22 protein-coding genes are annotated in these 25210 nt (G+C 66.0%); 10 read left to right on the plus strand and 12 right to left on the minus strand.

What is annotated here, in order from left to right; translation table 11 throughout:
* Positions 1 to 22: 22 nt before the first annotated feature.
* Positions 23 to 1345 (minus strand): phenylacetate--CoA ligase PaaK, encoded by a 1323-nt coding sequence (gene paaK / locus LMA02_RS24585; RefSeq protein WP_175702548.1) that lies wholly within the window; start codon positions 1343 to 1345, stop codon positions 23 to 25.
* A gap of 59 nt (positions 1346 to 1404) precedes the next feature.
* Positions 1405 to 2958 carry a 3-hydroxyacyl-CoA dehydrogenase gene (locus tag LMA02_RS24590; protein ID WP_228907864.1) on the minus strand — a complete coding sequence of 518 codons (1554 nt, stop codon included), beginning with the start codon at positions 2956 to 2958 and terminating at the stop codon, positions 1405 to 1407.
* 545 nt (positions 2959 to 3503) lie between these two features.
* Here LMA02_RS24590 and LMA02_RS24595 point away from each other — a divergent pair.
* A complete protein-coding gene (locus LMA02_RS24595; protein WP_228907865.1) occupies positions 3504 to 4592 on the plus strand; it encodes a calcium:proton antiporter in 1089 nt (362 codons plus the stop codon).
* 90 nt (positions 4593 to 4682) lie between these two features.
* Here the strand turns inward: LMA02_RS24595 and LMA02_RS24600 are convergent, their stop codons facing one another.
* The 3 genes from LMA02_RS24600 to LMA02_RS24610 form a co-directional block, all read right to left on the minus strand.
* Positions 4683 to 5816: a transporter substrate-binding domain-containing protein gene (locus LMA02_RS24600; protein WP_228907866.1), complete on the minus strand. Its 1134-nt coding sequence runs from the start codon at positions 5814 to 5816 to the stop codon at positions 4683 to 4685.
* A 20-nt stretch (positions 5817 to 5836) separates the two neighbouring features.
* Positions 5837 to 6613, minus strand: coding sequence for a hypothetical protein (locus LMA02_RS24605; protein ID WP_228907867.1), 777 nt, complete (start codon positions 6611 to 6613; stop codon positions 5837 to 5839).
* A gap of 657 nt (positions 6614 to 7270) precedes the next feature.
* Complete coding sequence (locus LMA02_RS24610; protein ID WP_166724359.1) at positions 7271 to 8182, minus strand: LysR substrate-binding domain-containing protein; 912 nt, start codon at positions 8180 to 8182, stop codon at positions 7271 to 7273.
* A 113-nt stretch (positions 8183 to 8295) separates the two neighbouring features.
* Here LMA02_RS24610 and LMA02_RS24615 point away from each other — a divergent pair, with 113 nt between their 5' ends.
* Both LMA02_RS24615 and LMA02_RS24620 read left to right on the plus strand, forming a co-directional pair.
* Complete coding sequence (locus tag LMA02_RS24615; RefSeq protein ID WP_228907868.1) at positions 8296 to 9234, plus strand: 2-hydroxyacid dehydrogenase; 939 nt, start codon at positions 8296 to 8298, stop codon at positions 9232 to 9234.
* A 69-nt stretch (positions 9235 to 9303) separates the two neighbouring features.
* Entirely contained in the window at positions 9304 to 10680 is a 1377-nt protein-coding gene (locus tag LMA02_RS24620) for an MFS transporter (protein ID WP_228907869.1), read from the plus strand.
* 30 nt (positions 10681 to 10710) lie between these two features.
* On the opposite strand, the gene LMA02_RS24625 is transcribed toward LMA02_RS24620, so the two are convergent.
* Positions 10711 to 11679 carry a LysR family transcriptional regulator gene (locus LMA02_RS24625; protein WP_228907870.1) on the minus strand — a complete coding sequence of 323 codons (969 nt, stop codon included), beginning with the start codon at positions 11677 to 11679 and terminating at the stop codon, positions 10711 to 10713.
* Positions 11680 to 12045: 366 nt separating this feature from the next.
* Here LMA02_RS24625 and LMA02_RS24630 point away from each other — a divergent pair, with 366 nt between their 5' ends.
* From LMA02_RS24630 to LMA02_RS24645, 4 genes are all read left to right on the plus strand, one after another.
* Positions 12046 to 13221, plus strand: coding sequence for an HPP family protein (locus tag LMA02_RS24630; RefSeq protein ID WP_228907871.1), 1176 nt, complete (start codon positions 12046 to 12048; stop codon positions 13219 to 13221).
* Between the two features lie 117 nt (positions 13222 to 13338).
* Complete coding sequence (locus LMA02_RS24635; protein WP_006761649.1) at positions 13339 to 13752, plus strand: MarR family winged helix-turn-helix transcriptional regulator; 414 nt, start codon at positions 13339 to 13341, stop codon at positions 13750 to 13752.
* Between the two features lie 30 nt (positions 13753 to 13782).
* A complete protein-coding gene (locus LMA02_RS24640) occupies positions 13783 to 15570 on the plus strand; it encodes a chloride channel protein (protein WP_228907872.1) in 1788 nt (595 codons plus the stop codon).
* 488 nt (positions 15571 to 16058) lie between these two features.
* On the plus strand, positions 16059 to 16385 hold the full coding sequence (locus LMA02_RS24645; RefSeq protein WP_175751834.1) for a hypothetical protein: 327 nt from the start codon (positions 16059 to 16061) through the stop codon (positions 16383 to 16385).
* 112 nt (positions 16386 to 16497) lie between these two features.
* Here the strand turns inward: LMA02_RS24645 and LMA02_RS24650 are convergent, their stop codons facing one another.
* Entirely contained in the window at positions 16498 to 16818 is a 321-nt protein-coding gene (locus LMA02_RS24650; protein WP_006751994.1) for a pyrimidine/purine nucleoside phosphorylase, read from the minus strand.
* 177 nt (positions 16819 to 16995) lie between these two features.
* Entirely contained in the window at positions 16996 to 17898 is a 903-nt protein-coding gene (locus LMA02_RS24655; protein ID WP_228907873.1) for a LysR substrate-binding domain-containing protein, read from the minus strand.
* A gap of 182 nt (positions 17899 to 18080) precedes the next feature.
* Here LMA02_RS24655 and LMA02_RS24660 point away from each other — a divergent pair, with 182 nt between their 5' ends.
* The 3 genes from LMA02_RS24660 (at position 18081) to LMA02_RS24670 (ending at position 21408) form a co-directional block, all read left to right on the plus strand.
* Positions 18081 to 19265: a M20 aminoacylase family protein gene (locus tag LMA02_RS24660; protein WP_228907874.1), complete on the plus strand. Its 1185-nt coding sequence runs from the start codon at positions 18081 to 18083 to the stop codon at positions 19263 to 19265.
* A gap of 43 nt (positions 19266 to 19308) precedes the next feature.
* Entirely contained in the window at positions 19309 to 20634 is a 1326-nt protein-coding gene (locus LMA02_RS24665) for an MFS transporter (RefSeq protein WP_228907875.1), read from the plus strand.
* Between the two features lie 231 nt (positions 20635 to 20865).
* Positions 20866 to 21408: a cysteine hydrolase family protein gene (locus tag LMA02_RS24670; protein WP_228907876.1), complete on the plus strand. Its 543-nt coding sequence runs from the start codon at positions 20866 to 20868 to the stop codon at positions 21406 to 21408.
* A gap of 47 nt (positions 21409 to 21455) precedes the next feature.
* On the opposite strand, the gene LMA02_RS24675 is transcribed toward LMA02_RS24670, so the two are convergent.
* From LMA02_RS24675 to LMA02_RS24690, 4 genes are all read right to left on the minus strand, one after another.
* On the minus strand, positions 21456 to 21956 hold the full coding sequence (locus LMA02_RS24675; RefSeq protein ID WP_228907877.1) for a (d)CMP kinase: 501 nt from the start codon (positions 21954 to 21956) through the stop codon (positions 21456 to 21458).
* An 18-nt stretch (positions 21957 to 21974) separates the two neighbouring features.
* A complete protein-coding gene (locus LMA02_RS24680; RefSeq protein WP_228907878.1) occupies positions 21975 to 22433 on the minus strand; it encodes an NUDIX hydrolase in 459 nt (152 codons plus the stop codon).
* Between the two features lie 228 nt (positions 22434 to 22661).
* Positions 22662 to 23534: a trypsin-like serine peptidase gene (locus tag LMA02_RS24685; protein WP_228907879.1), complete on the minus strand. Its 873-nt coding sequence runs from the start codon at positions 23532 to 23534 to the stop codon at positions 22662 to 22664.
* Positions 23535 to 24071: 537 nt separating this feature from the next.
* Positions 24072 to 25181 (minus strand): porin, encoded by a 1110-nt coding sequence (locus LMA02_RS24690; protein ID WP_228907880.1) that lies wholly within the window; start codon positions 25179 to 25181, stop codon positions 24072 to 24074.
* Between the last annotated feature and the right edge of the window lie 29 nt (positions 25182 to 25210).

Below are 25210 nucleotides of genomic sequence, written 5' to 3' on the forward strand. Positions count from 1 at the left end.
GTAGAACAGGGAACGGCCAAACTCAGGCGGCCTGCCGGCGGTCGATCACGCGTCGGGCCTTGCCGGTCGCGGTCGCGGGAATGCCGCCGGCGGCGAGCACCGTCACGCCGGCCGACACGCCGATCATCGTCTTGATCCGGTGCTGCAGCTCGCGCGCGATCGCCGCGCGCTCGCCGTCGGTCACGCATGCGACGGCCTCGGAGCGCAGCTCGACCGCGAGGTCGAGCCGGTCCATGTGGCCGTCGCGCGAGATCGTGACCTGGAACTGGCCCGACAGCTTCGGCTGCGCGACCACGATTTCCTCGATCTGGCTCGGGAACACGTTCACGCCGCGCACAATCAGCATGTCGTCGGAGCGGCCCGTGATCTTCGCGAGCCGGCGCATCGCGCGCGCAGTCGGCGGCAGCAGTGCGGTAAGGTCGCGCGTGCGGTAGCGGATCACCGGCATCGCCTCCTTCGTCAGCGACGTGAACACGAGCTCGCCCTCGCTGCCGTCCGGCAGCACTTCACCGGTCACGGGATCGATGATCTCCGGATAGAAGTGGTCTTCCCAGATCACCGGGCCGTCCTTCGTCTCGACGCATTCGCACGCGACGCCGGGGCCCATCACTTCCGACAGCCCATAGATGTCGAGCGCGTCGATGCCCACGCGCGTCTCCACTTCCTCGCGCAGCGCCTGCGTCCACGGCTCTGCGCCGAAGATGCCGATCTTCAGCGACGACGCGGCCGGGTCCATCCCCTGCCGCACCATCTCGTCGATCAGGTTCAGCATGTACGACGGCGTGACGAGGATGATCTTCGGCTCGAAATCGCGGATCAGCTGCACCTGCTTCTCGGTCTGCCCGCCCGACATCGGCACGACCATGCAGCCGAGCCGCTCCGCGCCGTAGTGAATCCCCAGGCCGCCCGTGAAGAGCCCGTAGCCGAACGCGTTGTGCAGCGTGTCGCCCGGGCGGCCGCCGGCCGCGCGGATCGAGCGCGCGGTCACGTTCGCCCAGGTGTCGATGTCGCGCGCCGTGTACCCGACCACCGTCGGCTTGCCGGTCGTGCCGCTCGACGCATGCACGCGCACGACCTGCTCGCGCGGCACCGCGAACAGCCCGAACGGATAGTTGTCGCGCAGGTCGTTCTTGGTCGAGAACGGGAATTTCGCGAGATCGGCGAGCGTCTTCAGGTCATCGGGGTGCACGCCCGCCGTGTCGAACGTCCGACGATAGTGCGGGACGTTGTCGTACGCGTGGCGCAGCGACCACTTGAGGCGCTCGAGCTGCAGCGCCTGCAGTTCGTCGCGGCTGGCGGTCTCGATCGGATCGAGGGCGGCGGCGGGATGCGTCGGGTGAGTCATCGGGGTGCTCCTCCAGTGGAGTGATGTCGTTATCGTGATCGGGGTGATGGGGCCGCCGGCTAGCGGAACGTGCGGCCGGCCGCGTGCAAGGCGGCGAGGCGCGGCGACACGCGATAGCGGTCCTCGCCGTAGCTCGCCGCGAGGTTCGACAGCACGCGATGCACGCGGCCGATGCCGATCGCATCGGCCCACGCGAGCGGGCCGCACGGGTAGTTCACGCCCTTCTCCATCGCGAGATCGAGATCGGCGGGCGAGCACACGCCCTGGTTGACCGTGTCGGCCGCCTCGTTCGCGAGCATCGCGACGGTGCGCATCGCAACCATGCCCGGCACGTCGGCAACGCCTACGACGCGGAAACCGGCTTGCTGGAACAGGCCGACCGCATCGGCGTAGGCGGCGTCGCCGCACTGGAGCGCGCGCGTCAGCGCGACCAGCCCGGCCTGCGCGTAGTCGCGCGCCAGATCGACGAGCACGAGATCGGCCACGCCGGTTTGCGCGGCGCGCGCCGTCGCGGTGCGGCCGTCGGTCAGCGCGATCGACGCGCGGCCGGCCACGGCGAGCAGTTCGTCGGCATCCGGGCCGTTGCGCCGCGCACCCGCGATGCGTTCGGCGAAGCGTGCATGCAGCGCGGCGGCCGGGCCGTCCTGCGCGAACAGCGCGACGTCGGCTGGCGCGTCGCGCGGCGCTTCGAGTTCCGGCGCGGGCGGCGTCGCACCGTCCGCATACGAATAGAAGCCGCGCCCCGACTTGCGCCCGAGGAAGCCCGCGTTCACGAGTTCCTGCTGGATCAGCGACGGCGTGTAGCGCGGATCGTTGAAGTACGCGCGGAACACCGACTCGGTCACCGCGAAGTTCACGTCGTGGCCGATCAGGTCCATCAGCTCGAACGGCCCCATGCGGAAGCCGCCCGCTTCGCGCATCACCGCGTCGATCGAGGCCGGCGTGCCGCCCTGCTCGTTCAGCACGCGCAGCGCCTCCGCGTAATACGGCCGCGCGACGCGGTTCACGATGAAGCCCGGTGTCGATTTCGCCATCACGGGCTGCTTGCCCCACGCGGCGGCGGTCGCATACAGCGCCTGCGCGACTTCCGGCGCGGTCGCGAGCCCGCTGACCACCTCGACGAGCGCCATCAGCGGCGCCGGATTGAAGAAATGCAGGCCGGCCACGCGCTGCGGCGCGCGCAGCCCGGCCGCGATCGACGTGATCGAGATCGACGACGTGTTGGTCGCCAGCACGCAGGTATCGTCGACATGGCGTTCGAGCGTCGCGAAGATCTCGCGCTTCACGTCGAGACGCTCGGCCGCCGCCTCGACGATCAGCGCGGCGCCAGCGAACTCGGCCAGCGCGCGCACCGCGCGAATCCGGTTGCCGGCCGCGTCGGCCTGCGCCGGCTCCATGCGCCCCTTCTCCGCGAGTCGCGCGAACTGCGCGCGGATGCCGGCGAGCGCCTTGTCGCACGCCGCCTCGTTCAGGTCGTACAGCAGCACGGTATGACCGGCGGCCGCCGCGACCTGCGCGATGCCCGCGCCCATCGCGCCCGCACCGATCACGCCGACGACCGCCGACGGCGCCAGCGCGCCCGAATTCACCGAATGTGCAGAAGAACCAGCCATCGCTTGCGATCCGTCAATGAAGTGGAAGTGCGAGCGATTATAAACCGACCGGTCGGTAAATTTATGTCAGGACGAGCCCGAATTTGTCATGCAAGAGAGCGTTACGGAAACTGCAAAAACAAAAAAATCGAACGATCGGGGCACTTTTTGTAAACCGAAAGGTCAATGAAAGTATTCGAATATGAGATAGCGACCCCCGAACGCCTGATAAAATTCGACAAATCGCCGGATTCCAGGGGAAACCGCGTGTCACACCGCCGCCCATCGCCCGCCGCCCTTTCGGGGCCGGTTCCGAACTGCAGGGCCGCCTGCCGGCACGTCCACGCGCCCCGCCATCGGCACCCGGTCGCATCGAACCGTTTCATCCAGCGACGGGCTTCGGCCCGCCCGCGCCCCTCGCCGCCTCATGGCGGCGAACCGGAGGCAGCACCGTTCCGCGCTGCCGCCCATCAGCATCATCGTCCTCGTTCGGCGGATTTTCCGGCCGGGCTTCGTCAATCCGTGACGGCGCGTCGCGCGCCGCCACTCGCATAGGAAAACCGTCCATGCCGATCTCGTCCAACCAGCTCCCGCGCTGGACCCTCTGGGCCCCGCTTGCCGCGTGGCTGGTACTCGCGCTGTCGCGCGTCGTGCCGGCCGAAGGCCTCGTCATCGCAGTGTTGGCCGCCGCGCTCGCCGGCGCCGTGTTCGCCGCCGTCCACCATGCCGAAGTCGTCGCGCACCGCGTCGGCGAGCCGTTCGGCACGCTCGTGCTCGCGGTCGCCGTGACCGTCATCGAAGTCGCGCTGATCGTGTCGGTCATGCTCGGCGCCGGTCCCGAGAAATCGGGCCTCGCGCGTGACACCGTGTTCGCTGCCGTGATGATCATCTGCAACGGTATCGTCGGCCTTTGCCTGCTGGTCGGTGCGTGGAAGCACGGCGAGCAGGACTTCCAGGGGCGCGGGGCGAGCAAGGCGCTTGCGGTGCTCGCGTCGCTGTCCGTGCTCTCGCTCGTGATGCCGAACTACCTGAGCGCCGCGCCGGGTCCGTTCTTTTCGAAATCGCAGCTTGCGTTCGCCGGCGTGTCGTCGCTCGTGCTGTACGGCGCATTCGTCTTCGTGCAGACCGTGCGTCACCGCGACTACTTCCTCACCGCGCACGACAGTGCGAACGAATCGGTGCATGCGGCGCCGCCGAGCGGGCGCACCGCGGTGATCAGCCTCGTGCTGCTGTTCGCGAGCCTCGTCGCGGTCGTGCTGCTCGCGAAGCTGTTGTCGCCGGCCGTCGAGCATGCGGTGATGAAGCTCGGCGCGCCCGAAGCGGCGGTCGGCATCGTGATCGCCGCGCTCGTGCTGCTGCCCGAAGGGCTCGCGGCCGTCACCGCCGCACGCGCGAACCGCCTGCAGACCAGCATGAACCTCGCGCTCGGTTCGGCGCTCGCGAGCATCGGGCTCACGATCCCGACCGTCGCGGCCGTGTTCATCTGGGTCGGCCAGCCGCTCACGCTCGGCATCGGCGCGATGGAAACCGTGCTGCTGGCGCTCACGCTGCTCGTCAGCACGCTGACGCTCAGCCAGGGGCGCACGACGGTGCTGCACGGCGTCGTGCACCTGTCGCTGTTCGCGGCCTACCTGTTCCTGTCGATCACTCACTGACCCATCAATGCGCGCGGCCCGGCGGATCACCTCCGCCGGGCCGCGCGCACTTCCTCACGTCCCTTCACCTCCGTTCACGCCACGCCGCCGCTACCGGACCGGAATCACGAGATGCTGGCCTGCCAGGATCAGGTTCGGGTTGGCGAGGTTGTTGCGGCGCTGGATCTCGCGAAAACGCTGGCCGCTGCCGAGCTTGCTTGCCGCGATCAGGTTCAGCGTGTCGCCCGCCTTCACCACGTATGTGTGTTCACCGGACGCGGCCGCGGTCGTCACCGTCTGGTCGCTGACGAAGTACTTGCGCAGCAGGTCGAGATACTGCGGCGATTGCTTGAGCTTCGCGATCGCGGCGTTCAGGTAGATCAGCAGGTCCTGGTCGTCGGCGCGCACGCCGATCTTGTACGCGATGTTCGAGCCGTCGAGCTTGGTCACCGCGAACTTCAGGTCGGTGCCCTTGATCGAGCTGACCGCGAACGGATAGTCGTAGATGAACGCGTCGACCGCACGGCCGTCGAGGCTCTTCGCGAGGAACGCCGGATCGGAATCGTCGACCTCGACGAACCGCACGTTCGGATACTGGCGCGTGACGAACGCACGCACGTCCGGGTCGCCTTTCAGAATGCCGACCGTCTTGCCGGCCAGATCGTCGGCCGAGCGGATCGCGGAGCCCTGCCGCACGATCAGCGAATAACCGAAATCGTCGACATACGGCACCGAGTAGACGACGCCCGCCGGCGTGTTGTCCGCGAACGTCAGCCCGTCCATCGCGACGTCGACGACGTGGTTGCCCTTCGCGTCGGTGTCGAGCAATTGCTTCGGCACGCCCGGGTACGTGTCGACTTCGTGACGCGTATCGACGACGACCGGCTTGCCGCCGTGCGAGAACGACGGATCCGCGAACAGCAGCCGCGCGAACTCGACGTTGAAGCCGTGCGGCGCGCCCTTGTCCTCGCCGAAGAACGGCTCGCTCGGGTTCTGCACCGAGATCCGCACGATGCCGTTTTCGGCGATCGATTTCAGCGTGCTGGCCTGCGGCGTGAAGCCGGCCGGCACCACGTTGCCCGATGCCGACGGCTGCGCGGGCTGGCCTGCGTCGGCCGACTGCGCGGACGTCGCGCCCGGAGCCGCATCGTGCGCGGGAATCAGTGTCGACAGGCCGCCCTGATGGACGATCCAGACGCCGACGAGCACCACCAGAAACGCGATTGCGCCGAAAAGTTTTTTCATGGTTGCGTGCCTGCGGGAAATTATTGTTGTTTCGACGGCAAAGCGGCGGCGTGTGCCGCGTCGGGGCCGGGCACGGCCGCGGGGGCGCCGTTCATCACCGCCTGCTGCTGCGCCTGCTTGACCTCTGGGTTATCCATCAGCGACGTCTCCATTTCGGAGAACGCCTTGTTGACCGAGCGCATCACCGAATCGACGGCCACGTCGGTCTTGATCTGCTCGAACGTGTCGGATGCCTGCCGGCCCGCGAGCTTGTTCATTTGCTGCGCCGCCTGCGACATGTCCCACATCGCCTTCGCGCGATCGATCGCCGATGCGAAATTCTTCAGCTCGGCCTGTACCTGCTTGTAGCGGCCTTCGCGAAACGCGAGCAGTTGCTTCATCGTGTCGAGCTGCGACCGGAAGCGCGGCGCGTCATCCGGATATTGCTTCTCGAACAGTTCCGTCTTGTTCTCGAAGTTCTTCACCTCGGTGCGGAACGCGGTGATGCTGTCCGCGAATTTCTGTGCCGCCTGGCGCTTTTCCGCGAGCTGGTTGATCAGTGTCTCGATCGGATTCGACTGCGCCTCCTCGACGATCATTTTCACCTTCTGGTTCGCGAACTTCATCGCGACGACCGGCGCGAAATAGATCGCGCCGAGGCCGATCACGGCCGCCGTGATCAGCGCGATCATCCCCTTCAGGATGAACAGCGCGGCCGGTGCCGCGATCGCGACGCCAGCGATGATGATCGCCCACTTGATCAGCTTGGCCTTGCCACTCCCCGAACTGCCGTTTGCTTCATTCGAAAGCTGCGACATGAGTTTTTCTCCTTGAACCTCGAACCGAACTGCTTGCGTTTGCCTTTTTCAAGCTCAATCGAAATGCTTCGGACTTCGGTGCCGCCGGGCAGTCAGGAATGCCGGCGGCGCAATACAAGGATGGGCGCGACGGGCGTCACGAGACGCCTGTGTAGGCGCCGTTCAGGATGCGGTGATCGGGGGCGGCAGGCGGCGGCGCGATGCGGCGGGCCGGAGCGGCGCCGTTCGTCGTCGCGGCCATTGCGCGGACGGGAAAGTGTACCGATGCACGGTACGAAACGGGATGACGGATACGTGACGCGACGGGCGTCGGGAGAAGCGGTGCTCCGGCGGGCCGACAGACGCGGGCCCGGTGTTCCGGTACGAGTGCGTAAAGGCTCATCGTTGTTCTTTTGCGTATCGCGGGTGCAGGAACCGCGCGGCCGGCGCGTTCCGCTCCAAAGGCACGGACGTATCCTGCGCCGACCGGCATGCAGCGTCAAGCGGTTGTCGCAGTGCAGCGAACCGCTGCGTTGCGCCGTTGGAACGCAGGTATCGAAGCAGCTTTCGGCACGGTAAGGATTCGCAGGACAGCAACCTGTCACGCTCGCTCAGGATTGCTTGTCATCGCCTGCGGCAAGCTTCCGGATTGAAAGCTTGTTACATGGCGCGAGCGTCTTACGTTGCTGCCGCGCCGCCCTGCTCCTGCGCGAGAAACCGCTCGACCATCGCGTTGAACACCGGCAGCGCCGGATTGTCGTTGTCCGCGCGCCAGGCGAGATACAGCTCGGCCGCCACGTCGACGCCCGCGAGCGGCCGGAACACCACGCCGTCGACATGCAGCTCGCGCGCCGACGCCGGCACCAGCGCGGCGCCCAGCCCCGCGCGCACCAGGCCGAGGATCGTATGCGTCTGCCCGACGTAATGCAGGTAGTTCGGCAAGCGGCCGGCGCCGGCGAACATCCCCGAGATCATGTCGTGGAAGTACTTCCCCTCGTTCGGCGAATACGCGATGAACGGCTGCCGGTCGAGCTCGTCCGGGCCGATCCGCTCGTACGCGGCGAGCGGCGCGCCCTGCGCGACCGCGACGAGCATCGGCTCGCGCTGCACGAGCCGGTATTCGAGCGGATGGCGCGCGGCGCGCTGGCGCACGAAGCCCGCATCGAGCATGCGCGACGCAAGCGCGTCGATCTGCACGGTCGACACCATTTCGCGCAGTTCGACATCGACGTCCGGCAGCGCGTGCGCCGCATGCGCGAGCAGCACCGGAATCATCCGGTACGCGCTGACCGCCGTGAAACCGAGCGTGATGCGGCCGGCCCCGCCGTGCGCGACGCGCTGCGCGGCCTGCTCGGCCCGCGCGGAAAACTCGAGGATGTGTCGCGCATCGCGCAGAAAGCGCTCGCCGGCCGCGGTCAGCCTGACCTGCCGGCTGCTGCGCTCCAGCAGCGCGATGCCGAGCGCGTGCTCGAGCAACTGGATCTGCCGGCTGAGCGGCGGCTGCGTCATGAAGAGCCGCTTGGCCGCGCGCCCGAAATGCAGTTCCTCGGCGACGGCGACGAAGCAGCGAAGCTGGTTCAGTTCAATCATTCAAATCTTGAATCAATCGATAGTCTTTTGATGTTAGACCAACATCGATCCGATTCCTATACTCGGTTGCACCTGATGCACGGCCCGCGCCGCGCACGACGACCGAGACCTTCATGACCATCGACATCCTGCTCACCCAGCCGCTTCCCGACGCCATCGACGCCGAACTGTCCGCCCGCTATGCGGTGCATCGGCTCTATGCGGCCGACCAGCCCGACGCGCTGCTCGATCGCGTCGCGTCGCGCATCCGCGGCGTCGTCACGGGCGGCGCGAACGGGTTGTCGGCCGCATTGACGGACCGTCTGAGCGCGCTCGAGATCATCGCGATCAGCGGCATCGGCACCGACGCGGTCGATCTCGACCGCGCCCGCGCTCGCGGCATTCACGTGACGACGACGCCCGACGTGCTGACCGACGACGTCGCCGACATGGCGATGGGGCTGATCCTGATGACGCTGCGCGATCTCGGCGCCGGCGAGCGCATCGTGCGCGCCGGCCGCTGGGGCAAGGTCGCGCAGCCGCTGGCGACCCAGGTGACGGGCAAGCGGCTCGGCATCGTCGGTCTCGGCCGCGTCGGCCGCGCGATCGCGCAGCGCGCGCAGGCGTTCCGGATGCCGGTCAGCTATTTCGGCCCGCGCGAACACCGCGACAGCGGCTACCGCTATGTGCCCGACCTGATCGCGCTCGCGCGCGACAGCGACGTGCTCATGCTCGCGGCATCGGCCGATCATGGCAACGTGCTCGTCACGGCCGACGTGCTCGCCGCGCTCGGCAACCAAGGATTCCTGATCAACGTCGCGCGCGGCAAGCTCGTCGACGAGGCCGCGCTGGTGCGCGCGCTCGCGGACGGCACGATCGCCGGCGCCGGCCTCGACGTGTTCGTCGACGAACCGCACGTGCCGGCCGCGCTGCTCGAACTCGAGCGTGTCGTCGTGCAGCCGCACCGTGCGAGCGCGACGCACGAGACGCGCGAAGCCATGGGCCGGATCGTGCTCGCCAACCTCGCCGCGTGCTTCGCGGGCCAGCGGCCGCCGACCAGCGTCACGCGCTGAGCGACGCACGTTCCCCCGTCTACCACACCAAACGAAACGCCTCCGCACGACGGAGGCCAGGAGACTCGCATGCCCAATCGATCCAGCGGCGGCGCGGCCGTCGCCGCCTCGTCCGCTTCTTCCGCCCCATCGCGCACGATCGGCCGCGTCCGCTACACGATCCTCGCGCTGATCTTCGCGGTCACCGTCGTCAACTACGCGGACCGCGCGACGATGTCGATCGCCGGCACCGGCGTCGCGCACGACCTCGGGCTGTCACCCGTGCAGCTCGGCATCGTCTTCTCCGCGTTCGCATGGGCCTATGCGATCGGCCAGATCCCGGGCGGCTGGCTGCTCGACCGCTTCGGCGCGCGCCGCGTGTACGGCCTGAGCCTGCTGCTGTGGTCGGTGTTCACGATGCTGCAAGGCACGGTCGGCTGGTTCGCCGTCGAGGGTGCGGCCGCGACGCTCGCGCTGTTCGCGATGCGCTTCATGCTCGGGCTCGTCGAATCACCGGCGTTCCCGGCCAATTCGCGGATCGTCGCGTGCTGGTTCCCGACCGCCGAGCGCGGCACCGCGTCGGCACTGTTCAACTCCGCGCAGTACATGGCCGTCGTGCTGTTCACGCCCGCGATGGCGTGGCTCACGCATGCGCTCGGCTGGGAACACGTGTTCCTGTGGATGGGGATGCTCGGCGTCGCGCTGTCGGCGCTCTGGTTCGCGTGGTATCGCGAGCCGCACGGCCATCCGCGCGTGAGCGACGCCGAGCGCGACTACCTGCGCGCACACGGCGCGCTCGTCGATCTCGAGGCGAACCGCGTCCGGCACCGGCCGCGCGTATCGTGGCACGACGCGTCGCAGCTGTTCCGCCATCGGAACCTGTGGGCGATCTATGTCGGCCAGTACTGCATCACGGCGCTCACCTATTTCTTCATCACGTGGTTCCCGATCTACCTGATCAAGGGGCGCGGGATGACGATCATGGAGGCCGGCTGGGTCGCCGCGCTACCGGCGCTGTGCGGCTTCACGGGCGGCGTGCTCGGCGGCGTGCTGTCGGACTGGCTGATCCGGCGCGGCGTACATCCGTCGCGCGCACGCAAGACGCCGTTCGTGGTGGGGATGGCAATGGCGACGCTGCTCGTGCTCGCGAACGGCGCGTCGTCGAACGCCGTCGTGATCGCGCTGATGACGATCGCGTTCTTCGGCAAGGGGCTCGCGGCGGTCGGCTGGGCCGTGCTCGCCGACACCGCGCCGGAAGGCATGGTCGGCCTGAGCGGCGGCGTGTTCAACGGCCTCGGCAACATCGCGGGGATCGTCACGCCGCTCGTGATCGGCTACTTCGTCGCGCACACGGGTTCATTCGCGGGTGCGCTGTGGTTCGTCGCCGCGCACGGGCTGATCGGCATCGCCGCCTATGCGTGGCTCGCGGGCCGCTTCGAGCGGATTCGCATCACGCCGGCCGCATGACGCGCGGCGAACGAACCACCGTCGGCGGCGTCACGCGCGCTGGCGGCTGCCCGGCGTGTGCTCGACCGTGAGCCGGTCGAGTTCGCGCAGGTCGTTTTCCAGCGCGGGCGTGAGCGTCGTGCGCAGATGGTCGAGGAAGGTGCGGATCTTCGCGTCGAGATAGCGGCGCGTCGCATAGACGGCGTACACGCTGACCGTCTGCAGCCGGTACTCCGGCAGCACGCGGATCAGCCGCCCTTCGCGAAGGTCGTCGAGCACCGTGTACAGCGCGACACACGCGATGCCGCGCCCCGCCCGCACCGCGACGCACAGCGCATCCGGCACGTTGACCTGGAACGGTGCCGGCTGCAGTTCGTAGACGGTCTCCTCGTCGTCGCCGCGCTCGAGCCGCCACTCGCTGGCCGGCGACGCGGGCGTATCGAGGCGCAGGCACACGTGGTTCGGCAGGTCGTCCGGCGTCGTCGGCGTGCCGTGCCGCGCCAGGTAGTCGCGCGACGCGACCAGTACGCTGCAGCTCGTGCCGCAGGTCTGCGCGACGTAGCCGGAATCGGGCAACTGCGACGCGGTCACGATCGACACGTCGTAGCCCTCCTCGACGAGGTTCGGCATCCGCTGCGCGAGCGTCAGCTCGACCGACACGTCCGGGTTGTCTTCCTGGTAGCGCACGATCGACGACACGACATGACTCTGCCCGAGCCCCGTCATCGCATGGATGCGCATCTTGCCGCTCGGCCGCAGCAGCGCGTTGCGCGCTTCGGCGTTCGCGTAGTCGATTTCGGCGAGGATCGATTTCGCCCGCTCGAAGTAGCGCTCGCCGCTTTCGGTGAGGCCGAGATGGCGCGTCGTGCGATGCAGCAGGCGCGTCTGTACGTGGGCTTCGAGATTCGAAACCGCGCGCGACACCTGCGCGGTGGTCGCGTCGATTTCTTTTGCGACCGCGGTGAAACTGCCGGCTTCGACAACGCGCACGAACAGGCGCATGTTTTCGAGCATGTCCATTGAATTGGCTTGGGGAGTGTCGGTGGGGAAACGTCGGCGGCGCTCGCGTCAGACGGGAATCGAGGCGGGCGCGCCAACCTCGCGCAAGCGATCGCCATGCCGGGGAACGGGCGGGAGAGCGGGCATCGCGTGCGTGGCTGTGGCATATCGGGGAATTCGGTGGCCGGAATTGTACGCCGCCGCAGACAAAATTGCGCGATCGCGCGGCACCCACGCTTTTCGCCCTATGAAAGGCTTTTGCAAGCATCATGCATCACGCGCATGGACCGCATTAATGCGCGAGCGGCAATTTGTATCACAACGCGATATAATTCCGGTTCTCTTGCGCCGGATCATCCGCGCCGTCATTTTTACCGCTTACCGTCCATGTCGTCAGGCTCCTCCCCGTCGCGCCGCACGTTCCGCCAATGGCTGCACAGCTTCATGCCCCATCCGATGACGCTCGGCTGGCGCGAACGCATGCGCTCGTGCATGGGCGCGCTCGTCGGCATCGCGACGGTCGGCGTCACGATGCGGCTGCTGCCCGGCGTGCCGGGCCTCATGCCGCTGCTCGTCGCGCCGATGGGCGCGTCGGCCGTGCTGCTGTTCGCGGTGCCCGCGAGCCCGCTCGCGCAGCCGTGGTCGATCATCGGCGGCAATCTGGTGGCGGCGAGCGTCGGCGTTGCGTGCGCGCAATGGATCGCCGATCCGATCACGGCCGCTGCGGTCGCGGTCGCCCTCGCGATCGGCGGCATGTTCGCGCTGCGCTGCGTGCACCCGCCGTCGGGCGCGGTCGCGCTGACGGCCGTGCTCGGCGGCCCGGCGATCCATGCGCTCGGCTTCGGCTTCGTGGTCGAGCCGATCGCGTTGCAATCGGGCATCCTGCTGTCGGCCGCGCTCATATATCACGCGCTGACGGGCCACCGCTATCCGCACGGCGGCGTGCGTCCCGACGCGAAACCGCACGCCGGCAGCACCGCGCCCGCACGCGGCGGCTTCACGCGCGCCGATCTCGACACAGTGCTCAAGCGCCGTAGCGAATGGCTCGACGTCGATCCGGACGACCTCGAAATGCTGCTGCGCGAAACCGAGATGCAGGCGTATACGCGCACGTTCGGCCAGCTCACGTGCGCCGAGCTGATGACGAAGAACGCGATCGAAGTCGCGCCATCCACGTCGGTGGCGGCCGCGCTGACGCTGCTCGAGCGCCATCGCGTGAAGGCGCTGCCCGTCGTCGACGGCGACGATCGCCTGATCGGCATCGTCACGCGCGCCGACCTCACGCGCCAGGTGCGCCGCCCGATCCCGCTGTGGCAACGGCTGTCCGCGCGGCTGCCGCAGTCGTTCGGCGGCCAGCCGCCGAGCGTCGCCACCGTGATGACCCGCGACGTCGCGGCCGTGCCGCAGACCATGCCGATCACCGCGCTGGTGCCGCTGTTTACGCACTCGGGCCACCACCACATCCCGGTTGTCGACGCATCGCGCCGACTTGTCGGGATCATTACGCAGACCGATCTCGTCACGGGCCTGTACCGGCAAACGCAGATGCTGGAAGCCGCGTAACCGGAACGAACGGCACCGACGCACGACGCAATGCGGGTCATTTCGCCGAAAATCAGCCATTTATATCACGTTGTGATATATTCGCCGCTACCGAAACCGCCTGTCCGACCGACTGCAATGACCGATAACCGCCGCTCGCTGACCAAAAGCGATTTCCAGCAACTGTCCGAGTTCCGCTACCAGATGCGCTGCTTCGAGCGCTTCTCCGAACGCGCCGCGCAAAGCGAAGGCGTGACGCCGCTGCAATACCTGCTGCTGCTGCACATCAAAGGCTACCCGCACCGTGAATGGGCAACCATCGGGGAAATCGCCGAACGCCTGCAGGCGCAGCATCACGGGGTCGTCGCGCTGGTGACGCGCTGCGAGGCGCTCGGGCTCGTGAAGCGCAAGACGAGCGAAGCGGACCGCCGGCAGGTCGAGGTGCACCTCGAAGAGGCCGGCGAAACACTGCTCGCCCGCCTCGCGGCCATGCATCGCGCCGAGCTGAAATCGCTCAAGGGCGCGTTCCAGGTTCCGCAGATCGATTACTGACCCTAGCTTTACCGACCTTTCCTCACTCCGATGAACGCACCACACAAACGCGATTTCTCGACCAACGAACGCCTGCCCAGGATCGCGTTGCTCGCCGCCGGGATCGGCTTGCTCAGCACGCTGGCGGCGTTCGTGCTGTTGAGCCTGATTCACCTGTTCACGAACCTGTTCTTCTTCCAGCAGTTTTCGTTCGCCGATCGTTCGCCCGCGAACCATACGCTCGGTGCATGGGTGATCGTCGTGCCGGTGGTCGGCGGGCTGATCGTCGGGCTGATGGCGCGCTTCGGTTCGGAGAAGATCCGCGGCCACGGCATTCCCGAGGCGATCGAGGCGATCCTGTTCGGCAAGAGCCGCATGTCGCCGAAGGTCGCGATCCTCAAGCCGCTGTCGTCGGGCGTCGTGATCGGCAGCGGCGGCCCGTTCGGTGCCGAAGGCCCGATCATCATGACGGGCGGCGCGCTCGGCTCGCTGATCGCGCAATGCGTGCACGTGACCGCCGCCGAGCGCAAGACGCTGCTCGTCGCGGGCGCGGCCGCCGGCATGACCGCCGTGTTCGGCACGCCGGTCGCCGCCGTGCTGCTCGCGGTCGAACTGCTGCTGTTCGAATGGCGTCCGCGCAGTTTCCTGCCGGTCGCGCTCGCCTGTGCGGTCGCCGGTTTCGCGCGCGCGGTGTTCTTCGGCGTCGAGCCGCTGTTTCCGCTGACCACCGCGTCGCCGACGCCCGTCGCGCTGCTGTCGTGCATCGTCGCGGGCCTGCTGTCGGGCATGCTCGCGTGCGGCCTGTCGGCTGCGCTGTACCGCGTCGAAGACGCCTTCGCGAAGCTGCCGGTGCACTGGATGTGGTGGCCGGCGCTCGGCGCGGTCGTGATCGGCATCGGCGGCTGGCTCGAGCCGCGCGCGCTGGGTGTTGGCTATGACGTGATCGGCGACCTGCTGCATCAGCACATCGCGCTGAAGATCGCGCTGGCGCTGTTGATCGTGAAAGCCGTGATGTGGGTGATCGCGCTCGGCTCCGGCACGTCCGGCGGTGTGCTCGCCCCGCTGTTGATGCTCGGCGCGGGCCTCGGCACCGTGCTGTCGCCGGTGCTGCCCGGCGGCGATCCGGCGCTGTGGCCGCTCGTCTGCATGGCCGCCACGCTCGGCGCCACGCTTGGCGCACCGCTCACCGCGATCGTGTTCGCGTTCGGCCTCACGCACGACGCAAACGCGTTGCTGCCGCTGCTCGCGGCGACGCTCGTCGCGCACGGCTTCGCGACCATCGCGATGAAGCGCTCGATCATGACGGAAAAGATCGCGCGCCGCGGTTATCACATCTACCGCGAATACGGCGTCGATCCGCTCGAACGTCATGACGTGGCGGAAGTGATGACGTCCGCCGATGCGCTCGTCGCGATCGACGGCGCCATGCCGCTCGACGCCGTCGCGTCGCAATACTTCGGCGCGAAGCAGACGCACCGTGCCTACCCGGTCGTGCAGAACGGCCGCCTGCTCGGCCTCGTCGATCGCGCGACGCTCGACGCGCACCGCGCGCAAGCCGGGCCAGACGCACCGCTCGCAAGCGCGTTCGCCGATCGCGCACCGGCCGTCGCGCAGGCACACGAGACCTGCCGCGTGGTCGCATCGCGACTCGCGATGCTCAGCCTCGAACGCCTGCCGGTCGTCGACGATCCGCAATCGCTGCGCCTCACCGGCATCGTGTCGCGCAGCGACCTGATCAAGCCCGCGCTCCAGCACTTCGACGACGAACAGAAGCGCGAGCGCTTCCGTCCGGTCGTGCCGGTCAACCTGCGCGATATCGGCGCCCGCAAGGTCGGCTGATCTTTGCAGCGGTGCGCGGCGCGCCGGCCGCGCACCGCTCTCTTCGTCGTCTCCCGCGGTCAGAAACGGCGCGTTTGGCGTTTAAACTTCGTTGACAGTTCATCGAACGGAAGTTTGTCATCATGGTGCTCATGCGACGGGGCCACCATTCAGCCATTCCAATTCGTCATCCAATAAAGAAGCGTCGCGGCGCGACATGCAGACACATGCAGCACGCCGCGGCCGTCAATCCGCCACACCACAGGGCAGCGAGCCGACCTCACGAAGCATGACGTCGTTGCCGCGTCCCCGCCTCCATGCGGGCCGCACGCGACGTATGCCGCAGCGCCGCAGAACACACAGCATCCGGATCGCCGTTTGGCAAGCGCGTTAACAACTTGTTGCGGAATCGCCGGAACCGCATGGGTCCGATGCAATCTCACAGAAACGCAGTTCTGCTGCGCAATCCCACTCAATCAATCACGACTCGAGGGAGATAAAACGTGAACATGAAATACTTACCGCTCATCGCATTGACCGTGGCAATTTCTGCGCATGCAGCCGATCCGGCCATGCAGAATGTGGGACAAAGTCAGAAATCCGCTCAGGACGTCTCGGCATGCATCGCCAAGACCTGGGCCGACAAGTCGCAACAACAGGTCGTCTCGCAGAACGTGCTCGCCAACGGCCTGGCGACCGATGTCTACGTACCGGGCCAGCAACCGCCGAACGGCGCGGCCGCGATGGTTCGCCCGTCGTCGAAGGCGGATGCCAAGACGTGGGTCGGCGTGCGGGGCGACGCCGCTTCCGCCGGCGACATCACCGCCTGCCTGTAAGCCCCGCACCGGACGGCATTGCGCCGTCCGCCTGCGACGAGCCCCGCTTCGGCGGGGCTTTTCGTTTGTGCGCGTCGGCCGCGCGCATGCGCCGCGGCCGATGCCTGCACGCTTACAGGTAGCTGCAGACGTAGTCGAGCGTCTCGAGCACTTCGATGTCGAAGCGGCTCTTGCCCGGCACCGAGAACGATTCGCCGGCGCCATAGGTTTGCCACTCGTTGCTGCCGTCGAGCTTCACGCGGCACTTGCCGGCCTGCACTTCCATCAATTCGGCCGCGTCCGTGCCGAAGTTGAGCGCGCACGGCAGGATCACGCCGAGCGTCTTGCGCGTGCCGTCCGGGAAGAGCACGGTATGCGACACGCACTTGCCGTCGAAGTAGACGTTCGCGCGCTTGACGACCGATACGTTGTCGAATTGGGTTGCACTGGTCATGTGATGCCTCTGATTGCTGGATGCCGGATGGCGTGTTGTCGGAAGCCGGCCGGGGCGGCAGGCCGGCCGCTATGATACCGGCTCGCGGCAAGCGAGCCGCAAGCGGGACTTGCCGGGGATGCCCGGTAGATAGTCAGGATCACTACTTGATGCGACGCATGCCCTCGCATGCACCGCTCATCCGAGCCCTTTGCGTCGCGCGGAATCGCGCAGGCAGTCGAGCAGCATCGCCGCGGCCGGCGTGAGCGGGCTGTCGCGGCGCGTGACGACCTGCACGGATACACCCGGCAGCCGCTCGCGGATCGGCAGCACCGCGAGCTGGTCGCGCGCCCACTCGCCCTGCAGCAGTTGCTCGGGCATCGACGCGATCAGGTCGCAGCCCGTCATCAGGCTGTGCGCGAGCCCAAAGCTCGGGCATTCGACGACCCGCTGCGGCACCGGCAACCCATATGCAACGAACGAATTGAACAGCACCTGGGTCGAGCTTTCGGGCGACGGATTCATCAGCCAGTCGGCGTCGACGAGATCGGCGAGCGACGTGGCCGACGCAAGCGGATGCCCCTTGCGCGCGACGATCAGCGATCGGCTCGCATAGAGTTCCGCGTGATCGAACTCGGCCGCCAGCAGTTCGGGCACGACGACGGCGACCGCGAAATCGAGCGAACCGTCGTGCAGCCGCGGCAGCGCGATGCCCGGAAACCCTTCGATCAGGTTGACGCGCGCGACCGGAAAGCGCCGCCGGAACGCGCGAAACGCATCGGGCAGGATCGTTACCGCCGCCGCCGGCGTGATCGCCGCCGCGACGGAGCCCGTCATCGCGCCCTGCGCCTGCTCGATGTCGTCGCGGGCACGCTGCATTTCGGCGACGATCAACCGCGCGCGCACCTGCAATTGCTGGCCGAACGCGGTGAGCTGCACGCCCCGCGCGGTGCGCACCACGAGCGATACGCCGAGCGCGATCTCCAGCTCCTTGACCGCCTTCGTCAGCGCCGCCGGCGACACGTTCAGACGCCGCGCGGCCGCGCGAATGCTCCCTTCTTCCGCAACGGTGACGAACGCTTTCAGCTGATGGTATTTCATGGGGCAATGCGTGATCCGTGGAAACCCTGTGCGCCTCGACGCTTGCCGGCTGAGGGTATTCCCGAGCGGCAACCAGTGGTGTGCACCAAAGCAATTTAGCAGCTTCTGGTGCGCAAAAGAAATTTATATGCTTGCTCGTCATAGGCGCGTCAAACGCCCCTCCCCGCCCCACAGGAGACTCCATGCTGCAAGCCGTGAACCCCGTCATCCCCGGCATCGCCGCGATCGCGCCCGACCTGATCGAAGTGCGCCGCCGCATCCACGCACACCCGGAACTCGCGTTCGAGGAAACGCTGACGAGCGATCTCGTCGCCGAGCTGCTCACGGGCTGGGGCTACGAAGTGCACCGCGGCATCGGCAAGACCGGCGTCGTTGGCGTGCTGCGCGAAGGACAAGGCACGCGCACCGTCGGGCTGCGCGCCGACATGGATGCGCTGCCGCTCGCCGAAACCACCGGCCTGCCTTACGCGAGCCGCCATGCGAACAAGATGCATGCGTGCGGCCACGACGGCCACACCGCGATGCTGCTGTGCGCGGCGCGTCACCTGGCTGCCACGCGCCAGTTCTCCGGCACGCTGAACCTGATCTTCCAGCCGGCCGAGGAAAATTTCGGCGGCGCGAAATCGATGATGGACGACGGCCTGTTCGACCGCTTCCCGTGCGACGCGATCTTCGCGATCCACAACATGCCGGGCCGCGCCGCCGGCGACATGGCGTTCCGCACCGGCGCCGCGATGGCGTCGGCCGACCGCGTGACGATCACGCTGCGCGGCGTCGGCGGTCACGGCGCGATGCCGCATTTCGCGCGCGACCCGATGTCGGCCGCGGGCAGCATCATGGTCGCGCTGCAGACGATCGTCGCGCGCGAGGTCGATGCGCAGCATGCGGCCGTGATCACGGTCGGCAGCGTGCAGGCCGGCGAGACCTTCAACATCATTCCCGAAACCGTCGTGATGAAGCTGTCGGTGCGCGCGCTGAACGCCGACGTGCGCGCGCTGCTTGCGCGCCGCATCGAAGCGCTCGTGAAGGGCCAGGCGGAAAGCTTCGGCGTCGCGGCGGAAGTGGATTACGACTACGGCTATCCGGTGCTCGTCAACCATCCGGAACCGACCGCGTTCGCCGCCGACATCGCGCGCCAGATGCTCGGCGCCGAACGCGTGGAAACCGACGCCGCGCCGCTGATGGGCAGCGAGGACTTCGCGTTCATGCTCGAGGCGCGCCCCGGCTGCTATGCATTCATCGGCAACGGGATCGGTAGCAAGGGTGGCTGCATGGTGCACAACCCGGGCTACGACTTCAACGACGACATCCTCGCGATTGGCGCGAGTTACTGGGTTCGCGTCGCCGAAGCCTGGCTCGCGGCCTGACGGCCCTTCATCACGCAGTTCCGCGCCTTAGCAGGGGAACCTCATGGAAACGTCCGCCCTTTCGTTCGCCGGCTCGCCGGCCGATGCCCGCGCCGCCGCGAAGAAACGCCGCCTGATCGCGGCCGCCGCGGTCGGCAACGCGCTCGAGTTCTACGACTTCACGGTCTACAGCTTCTTCGCGATCCTGATCGGCAAGCTGTTCTTTCCCGTGCACTCGTCGTTCGGGCAGTTGATGCTCGCGGTCGCGAGCTTCGGCGTCGGCTTCGTCACGCGTCCGCTTGGCGGGCTCGTGATCGGCATGTACGCCGACCGCGCCGGCCGCAAGAAGGCGATGATCCTGACGCTGCTGCTGATGGCGCTCGGCACCGCGACGATCGCGGTCGCGCCGACCTTCGCGCAGATCGGCCTCGCCGCGCCGCTGCTGCTCGTGCTCGCGCGGCTGCTGCAAGGGTTCGCGTCGGGCGGCGAAGTCGGCGCTTCGACGACGCTGCTGCTCGAACAGGCGCCGCAGCACCGCCGCGGCTTCTATGCGTCGTTCCAGTTCTCGAGCCAGGGGCTCGCCGCGCTCGCGGGGGCGCTGACCGGTGTCGCGCTGACGTCAACGCTCACTGCCGCGCAGCTCGAAAGCTGGGGCTGGCGCGTGCCGTTCATCATCGGCACGCTGTTCGTGCCGATCGGTTACTGGCTGCGCCGCACCGTCGAGGAAGTACCGCCTGCCGCGCCCGCAGCCGCCGCCACGCACGACGAGCCGGTCGCGTCGCTGCCGCTCGCCGCCGTGCTGCGCCATCACGGCAGGGCCGTGTTCGCGGGCCTCGGCGTGACGATCGGCGGCACGTCGATCCACTACATCATCGTGTTCTACATGGCGATCTACGGCGTGCAGGTGCTGCACCTGCCGACCTGGCTGTCGATGACGGCCGGCTGCGTCGCCGGCGCGATCCTGATGCTCGTGACGCCGATCGGCGGCCACCTCTCCGATGTCTACGGACGCAACCGGATCGTCTGGTGGACGCGCATCGCGCTGATGGCCGCGATCTATCCGGCGTTCATCGCTCTGAACCGTTGGCCGGGCGCCGCGTCGCTGCTGTCGATCATCGCGGCGCTGTCGATCGTGCACGCGATCAACATCGGCGCGACGGGTGCGATGCTCGGCGAGTTGTTCCCGCGTGCGGTGCGTGCCACCGGCGGTGCGCTGGTGTATAGCGTGGGCGTCGCGATCTTCGGCGGCTTCGCGCAGTTTTTCGTCACGTGGCTGATCGCGGCGACCGGGAATCCGAATGCGCCTGCGTGGTATGCGATCGGGTGTGGCGCGTTTACGCTGCTCGCGATTCGGTGCATGGATGAGAAGGCGGGGAAGGCGCTTGATTGAACGGTGGGCGGTGGGTGGCGCGTCATTGACGTCGCGCCCTCGCATCGGGCATGATCGTTCAATGCATAACGCTACGATCACCCTTTCGACGACCACGCGCACGACCGCCTTCGGCGGGTCCGTGCGGCGAGTGCGCGCAAGATCGTAGCGTCACCGATTCCCACAGGCCCCGCCGGTTCCGGACGGGGTCTTGTCGTTTCTCCGTCTGCATCGGCCATTCAGGAGAACGCGATGTCCGAAGTCCCTTCCCCCAAACGTGCGCTGCTCGTCATCGATATGCAGGTCGGGCTGTTCCATGGCCCCGATCGTCCGCATAACGGCGAACGCGTGCTGACCAACATCAACCGGCTGATTCGTCGCGCGCACGAAGCCGGTGCGCCCGTGTTCGCCGTGCGCCACACCGGCCCGGCCGACTCGCCGATTGCGCCCGATGCGCCGCTGGCCGCGCTGCTGCCGGAACTCGCGATCGATACCGCACGCGACATCGTGTTCGACAAGACCCGGCCGAGTTGCTTCGCAGGTACGCGGCTCGCCGAGTGGCTGCACGCGGCTGGTATCGGGGAAATCGTGATTACCGGGATGAAGACGCAGTACTGCGTCGATACCGCGTGCCGCGCAGCCGCCGATCTCGGGTTTCGGGCGGTGCTCGTCGCCGATGCGCACACCTGCATGGACACGCCCGCGCTGCCGGCCGAGCGGATCATCGCGCATCACAATGCGACGCTTGGCGGGCCGTTCGCGGTGCTGACGACGACTGAGGCGTGCGTGTTCTGAGGCAAGGCGCGAGACGGACCGTAAAGCGTGAGGTTTCAACACTGGCCTCAGCAAAGCCCCGTCGCGCGCATCGCCTCAATACACGACGATACGTCGCGAACTGAAACAACTTTCCGCGAGAGCGTCACGTCGCCGGACAGAAATATGCTGAGTCGGTGGTCGAAGTGATATGAAAACTTGATCAGGTCGATGGTGTTCCGGAAGGTTTCCTTGGGCAGCTTGCGCGTCATCGTCGAATGAATGAAGCGCTTGATCAGACGTATCGCTCTCACGCGAAACGAAACCTCGACCCGCAAGATCAACGAACACTCGACGAGCAGCGGATACATCCGCTTGTCGTATGCGCCTTCGACAAACCAGCGGTCCTGCTCGAGGATGTTTCCGATCGCCTGCGCCATTGATTCGTCCGAGTTCTTCACAAACTCGGCCGCAGTCATGTCCCAATAGACGTGGTCGAATTCGTGCGTGGCGACATTGAACTTGCGTGCCAATTGCATGGCGATCGTCGACTTCCCCGCACCCGACGGGCCTACGATACACACCTTCATGTTTCTGTCTCGGCTCAATCACGCATCTGCATGCTCACGCAGGAAGTGTTTCAGCATGGGTACGAAGAAATCATGCCCACCGATCAGCGCGCATTCTGCTTCAAAAAAGGGATACCACTCAAAGTTGAATTCGATGGGTTCACCGCCGGTACTTGGAGTGTCCTCGAAATGCGTCCAACTCGCCTTCATTACAATAGCGTCTCTCACCCTGACATGCACGACATGCCGGTTCTGGATCTCGCTTCTTCCGAATTTCGTCATCGAGTAGAAGTAGTTGCCGAGAACACGCACAACTTCGGCATTGTCGATGCCACTTTCCTCGCGTAACTCACGTAGCGCGGCGGCTACCGGCATTTCTCCCGGCTCCATCGTGCCGGCAACCACCTGCCTACCGGCTTCCGGAAACCTAGGCTGTGTGAAGGTCAGCAATCCATCTCGCCACGTAAGATAGACGAGTACCTTGTTCTTGGTTTTCAAGATAATTCTTTCGATCAGATCCACCCATAATGGAACAGATGTTTAACCCTATATTATTCTTACATCCGAAATTTTTGATTGATGCCAGTTTTCGCAACAGTATTGCAAAAAAAAGACACGCTGGTAGCGCGACGGACGCGTTTCGACCCGGAGCGGCCGTTCGGATCGCAATGGGTTCTTTCTTTGTCTGCTTCCGGACCCACTACGGTGATGCGAGCCGCTGCGACCTCATTCTCCGTCTCTATTGGCATTTCGCCGCGCAGCGTCAGCTGTAGCAACTCCCAAGACATCGGCAATTGCGCTAATGTGCCAAACACGCCCCAAGTCGGACTCCGGATTAACTCGTCCCGCGTAAATCCCAAGAAATTCCCAAATCGGATGAGGTGAGACCACGGAAGCCCATTTTTCCCCTTGACGTACTCGATGGTTTCCAACCCGGTAGGCGATTACAGGCGACCCTGATTGACCTTGTCGCGTTCGACAGTCAATCATGAAAGTTGGATGGGCTGGCGTAACCAACGACAATTCCTGTGCCAAAAATCCGGTCGCCCAAACAGGGAATTTTTCTACGGATGTCTGACCAAACGGAAAACCGATTACGCTAACAGGCTCTGCAGGACCGACAACCATATCACAACGATCAAGCGTCGTTTCGAGATAGTACGGCATCTTGCAGACATCACTTCCCCATCGCAAGTTAAGTGCGACGACGTCGGCTTCCTTGCCCAAGAGGCTATGTTCGAACCAGTATGGAGATCCGTCGTCACGGTAGAGCGGAAGGCGAATGGGTAGCCATTCGCCGTTATGGTCAACATTCTTATGGAAGTAAATGACAATGTTGTCCGGCACACCACCCGTCTTACTCAAGCATTCGCCAGTTATTTGATGTCTGCCGGTCACGTTATGGCGATTCGTCACTAGCGCACAATGCGATTCGCGATTATTTGCCACAAGGAACGCTGTACCTTTGGCAAGGACGGTTTGTCCAAAACACATTTCGATAAAAAGCGACTTCATGGTCGGGATTTCGACGGCGTAGCCTTGTTGATCGCCACGGGGCGGTTCCGCGACGACTGGGATGTCATTTTCTGATGTGCTCATAGGTTTGCTTCGAAAAGAGATTCTCAAGATTTAGAACGCGGACATCGTACTTTAACTAGCACTTCTCGATCTATGATTCGAGTGGCGGGGTTTCCGAATAGAGTCGGACGCCTGTGCGCTCCACCATGCGGCGCTAATGAACGGCGCTTCCTGGCCGTTCTAAGACACCCCAGTAGCCGTGTGCACCACAGCACCTTCTCAGCATCGCACACTGCTAAATCAACCGCGGAGTGCAGACACCTGAATTTCCAGCCGGTGAAAACGTCAACGAATGTGAATCTACCAAGCGCGCTTTATCGGTATATCGGTAGTGGTGCGATACCCCACAGCCGGTCATCCGGCCACCAGACCGACTACAAAACGGCGGACGAGCAACCTGCCGCTTCCATACAGTATCAATTCCCCAAGTCCACCCGCTCCCAGTAATCATGCATCGACACCACTGCACACGCACCTCAACGCCCCAGCAAGCCCGTAAACGCAAAAAGGCACGAGCCTTTCACCGCCCGTGCCTTTCCCCTACGCAACCCTTCCCGCTCAAAACGTATGCATCATCCCCACATACGCCCCCGTCTGCGACTCACCGGTCATCGGGCTCGTCCCCGACGTCGCGTCGCGCGGCGACGCCAGCAGCGAGAAGTTCGAATTCCCGCCATTCCGCACATAAGCAACCGTCCCATACAGGAACGTCCGCTTCGACAGGTTGTACGTGGTGCCGAGCACGTACATGATCGCGTGGCCCGACGGATCGTGCGACGCATCGCCGCCGCCATCGCCCACCTTTACGTAATACCCGCCGCCCGTCACGGCCCACTGCGGATTGGCCGTGTAGGTCGCACCGAGCCAGTAATGATCGGCGCGATCAGCAACGCCAGCCGGGCTGTCCGGCGCCTGGTAATGCGTATACGCGCCCTGGATCTTGAACTTCGACACCTTCACGTTCGCGCCGACAAAATACTCGCGCGACGCGGTGAAGATGTTGCTGAACTTGCCGTTGTTGTCGCGCAGCTCGTCGTAGATGCCGCGCACGTCGAGCACCGGCGAGTGGTACGAGATCATGATCCCGTCCGAGCGGCCGAAGTCATCGGCCGCGCCGTAGTTGAAGCCGCGCGACTGGTTGCCGAACGCATACTGCGCCTGCACGTCAAAGCCGCCGATCACCGGGCTGTGATACTCGATGTTGTTGCTGCTCTGCTGCCAGTTGCGCCCGCGCACGAGCGATGCCGACGAAAACGCCTGTTGCACGAACGGATCGAATTCCCACACGCCATCGCTGTCGATGAACAGGTTGCGGCCGGCCTGCAGCTGGCCCCACGTGTCGCTCTTCAGCCCGACATACGCGCGGCGCGACCACATGCGTCCGCCGCCCGTCGTGCCGTTCATCACCTGGAACGCGGTTTCCAGGTTGAAGACCGTCGACATCCCGCCGCCGAGATCCTCGAAACCCTTCAGGCCGAACATGCTGGTACCCCAGTCGCCGCCTTCCGCGCTCCAGCGCGTCGAGCTGCCGTTCGGTGTCGCGATGTGGTTCAGGTATTCGACGCCGCCGTCGATACGGCCGTACAGCGTCACACTTGTTTGTGCGGACGCGGCCGCCGGTGCGGCGGCCGCGATCAGCCATGCTAGATGTTTGAGTCGCAAAGTCATGCCCCCTCGCAGTCTGGACCGTCCGACAC

The sequence above is a fragment of the Burkholderia sp. B21-005 genome, assembly GCF_020843965.1.
Lineage (GTDB): Bacteria > Pseudomonadota > Gammaproteobacteria > Burkholderiales > Burkholderiaceae > Burkholderia > Burkholderia ambifaria.

What these genes read in the sequence shown, in the direction of transcription:
- LMA02_RS24675 (WP_228907877.1), bottom strand. Translation starts at nt 21,956, where the DNA reads ATGAAGGTGTGTATCGTAGGCCCGTCGGGTGCGGGGAAGTCGACGATC.
- LMA02_RS24650 (WP_006751994.1), bottom strand. Translation starts at nt 16,818, where the DNA reads ATGACCAGTGCAACCCAATTCGACAACGTATCGGTCGTCAAGCGCGCG.
- LMA02_RS24610 (WP_166724359.1), bottom strand. Translation starts at nt 8,182, where the DNA reads ATGATTGAACTGAACCAGCTTCGCTGCTTCGTCGCCGTCGCCGAGGAA.
- LMA02_RS24620 (WP_228907869.1), top strand. Translation starts at nt 9,304, where the DNA reads ATGCCCAATCGATCCAGCGGCGGCGCGGCCGTCGCCGCCTCGTCCGCT.
- LMA02_RS24665 (WP_228907875.1), top strand. Translation starts at nt 19,309, where the DNA reads ATGGAAACGTCCGCCCTTTCGTTCGCCGGCTCGCCGGCCGATGCCCGC.
- LMA02_RS24615 (WP_228907868.1), top strand. Translation starts at nt 8,296, where the DNA reads ATGACCATCGACATCCTGCTCACCCAGCCGCTTCCCGACGCCATCGAC.
- LMA02_RS24655 (WP_228907873.1), bottom strand. Translation starts at nt 17,898, where the DNA reads ATGAAATACCATCAGCTGAAAGCGTTCGTCACCGTTGCGGAAGAAGGG.
- LMA02_RS24595 (WP_228907865.1), top strand. Translation starts at nt 3,504, where the DNA reads ATGCCGATCTCGTCCAACCAGCTCCCGCGCTGGACCCTCTGGGCCCCG.
- LMA02_RS24690 (WP_228907880.1), bottom strand. Translation starts at nt 25,181, where the DNA reads ATGACTTTGCGACTCAAACATCTAGCATGGCTGATCGCGGCCGCCGCA.
- LMA02_RS24645 (WP_175751834.1), top strand. Translation starts at nt 16,059, where the DNA reads ATGAAATACTTACCGCTCATCGCATTGACCGTGGCAATTTCTGCGCAT.
- LMA02_RS24600 (WP_228907866.1), bottom strand. Translation starts at nt 5,816, where the DNA reads ATGAAAAAACTTTTCGGCGCAATCGCGTTTCTGGTGGTGCTCGTCGGC.
- LMA02_RS24605 (WP_228907867.1), bottom strand. Translation starts at nt 6,613, where the DNA reads ATGTCGCAGCTTTCGAATGAAGCAAACGGCAGTTCGGGGAGTGGCAAG.
- LMA02_RS24590 (WP_228907864.1), bottom strand. Translation starts at nt 2,958, where the DNA reads ATGGCTGGTTCTTCTGCACATTCGGTGAATTCGGGCGCGCTGGCGCCG.
- LMA02_RS24640 (WP_228907872.1), top strand. Translation starts at nt 13,783, where the DNA reads ATGAACGCACCACACAAACGCGATTTCTCGACCAACGAACGCCTGCCC.
- paaK (WP_175702548.1), bottom strand. Translation starts at nt 1,345, where the DNA reads ATGACTCACCCGACGCATCCCGCCGCCGCCCTCGATCCGATCGAGACC.
- LMA02_RS24660 (WP_228907874.1), top strand. Translation starts at nt 18,081, where the DNA reads ATGCTGCAAGCCGTGAACCCCGTCATCCCCGGCATCGCCGCGATCGCG.
- LMA02_RS24685 (WP_228907879.1), bottom strand. Translation starts at nt 23,534, where the DNA reads ATGAGCACATCAGAAAATGACATCCCAGTCGTCGCGGAACCGCCCCGT.
- LMA02_RS24635 (WP_006761649.1), top strand. Translation starts at nt 13,339, where the DNA reads ATGACCGATAACCGCCGCTCGCTGACCAAAAGCGATTTCCAGCAACTG.
- LMA02_RS24670 (WP_228907876.1), top strand. Translation starts at nt 20,866, where the DNA reads ATGTCCGAAGTCCCTTCCCCCAAACGTGCGCTGCTCGTCATCGATATG.
- LMA02_RS24630 (WP_228907871.1), top strand. Translation starts at nt 12,046, where the DNA reads ATGTCGTCAGGCTCCTCCCCGTCGCGCCGCACGTTCCGCCAATGGCTG.
- LMA02_RS24625 (WP_228907870.1), bottom strand. Translation starts at nt 11,679, where the DNA reads ATGGACATGCTCGAAAACATGCGCCTGTTCGTGCGCGTTGTCGAAGCC.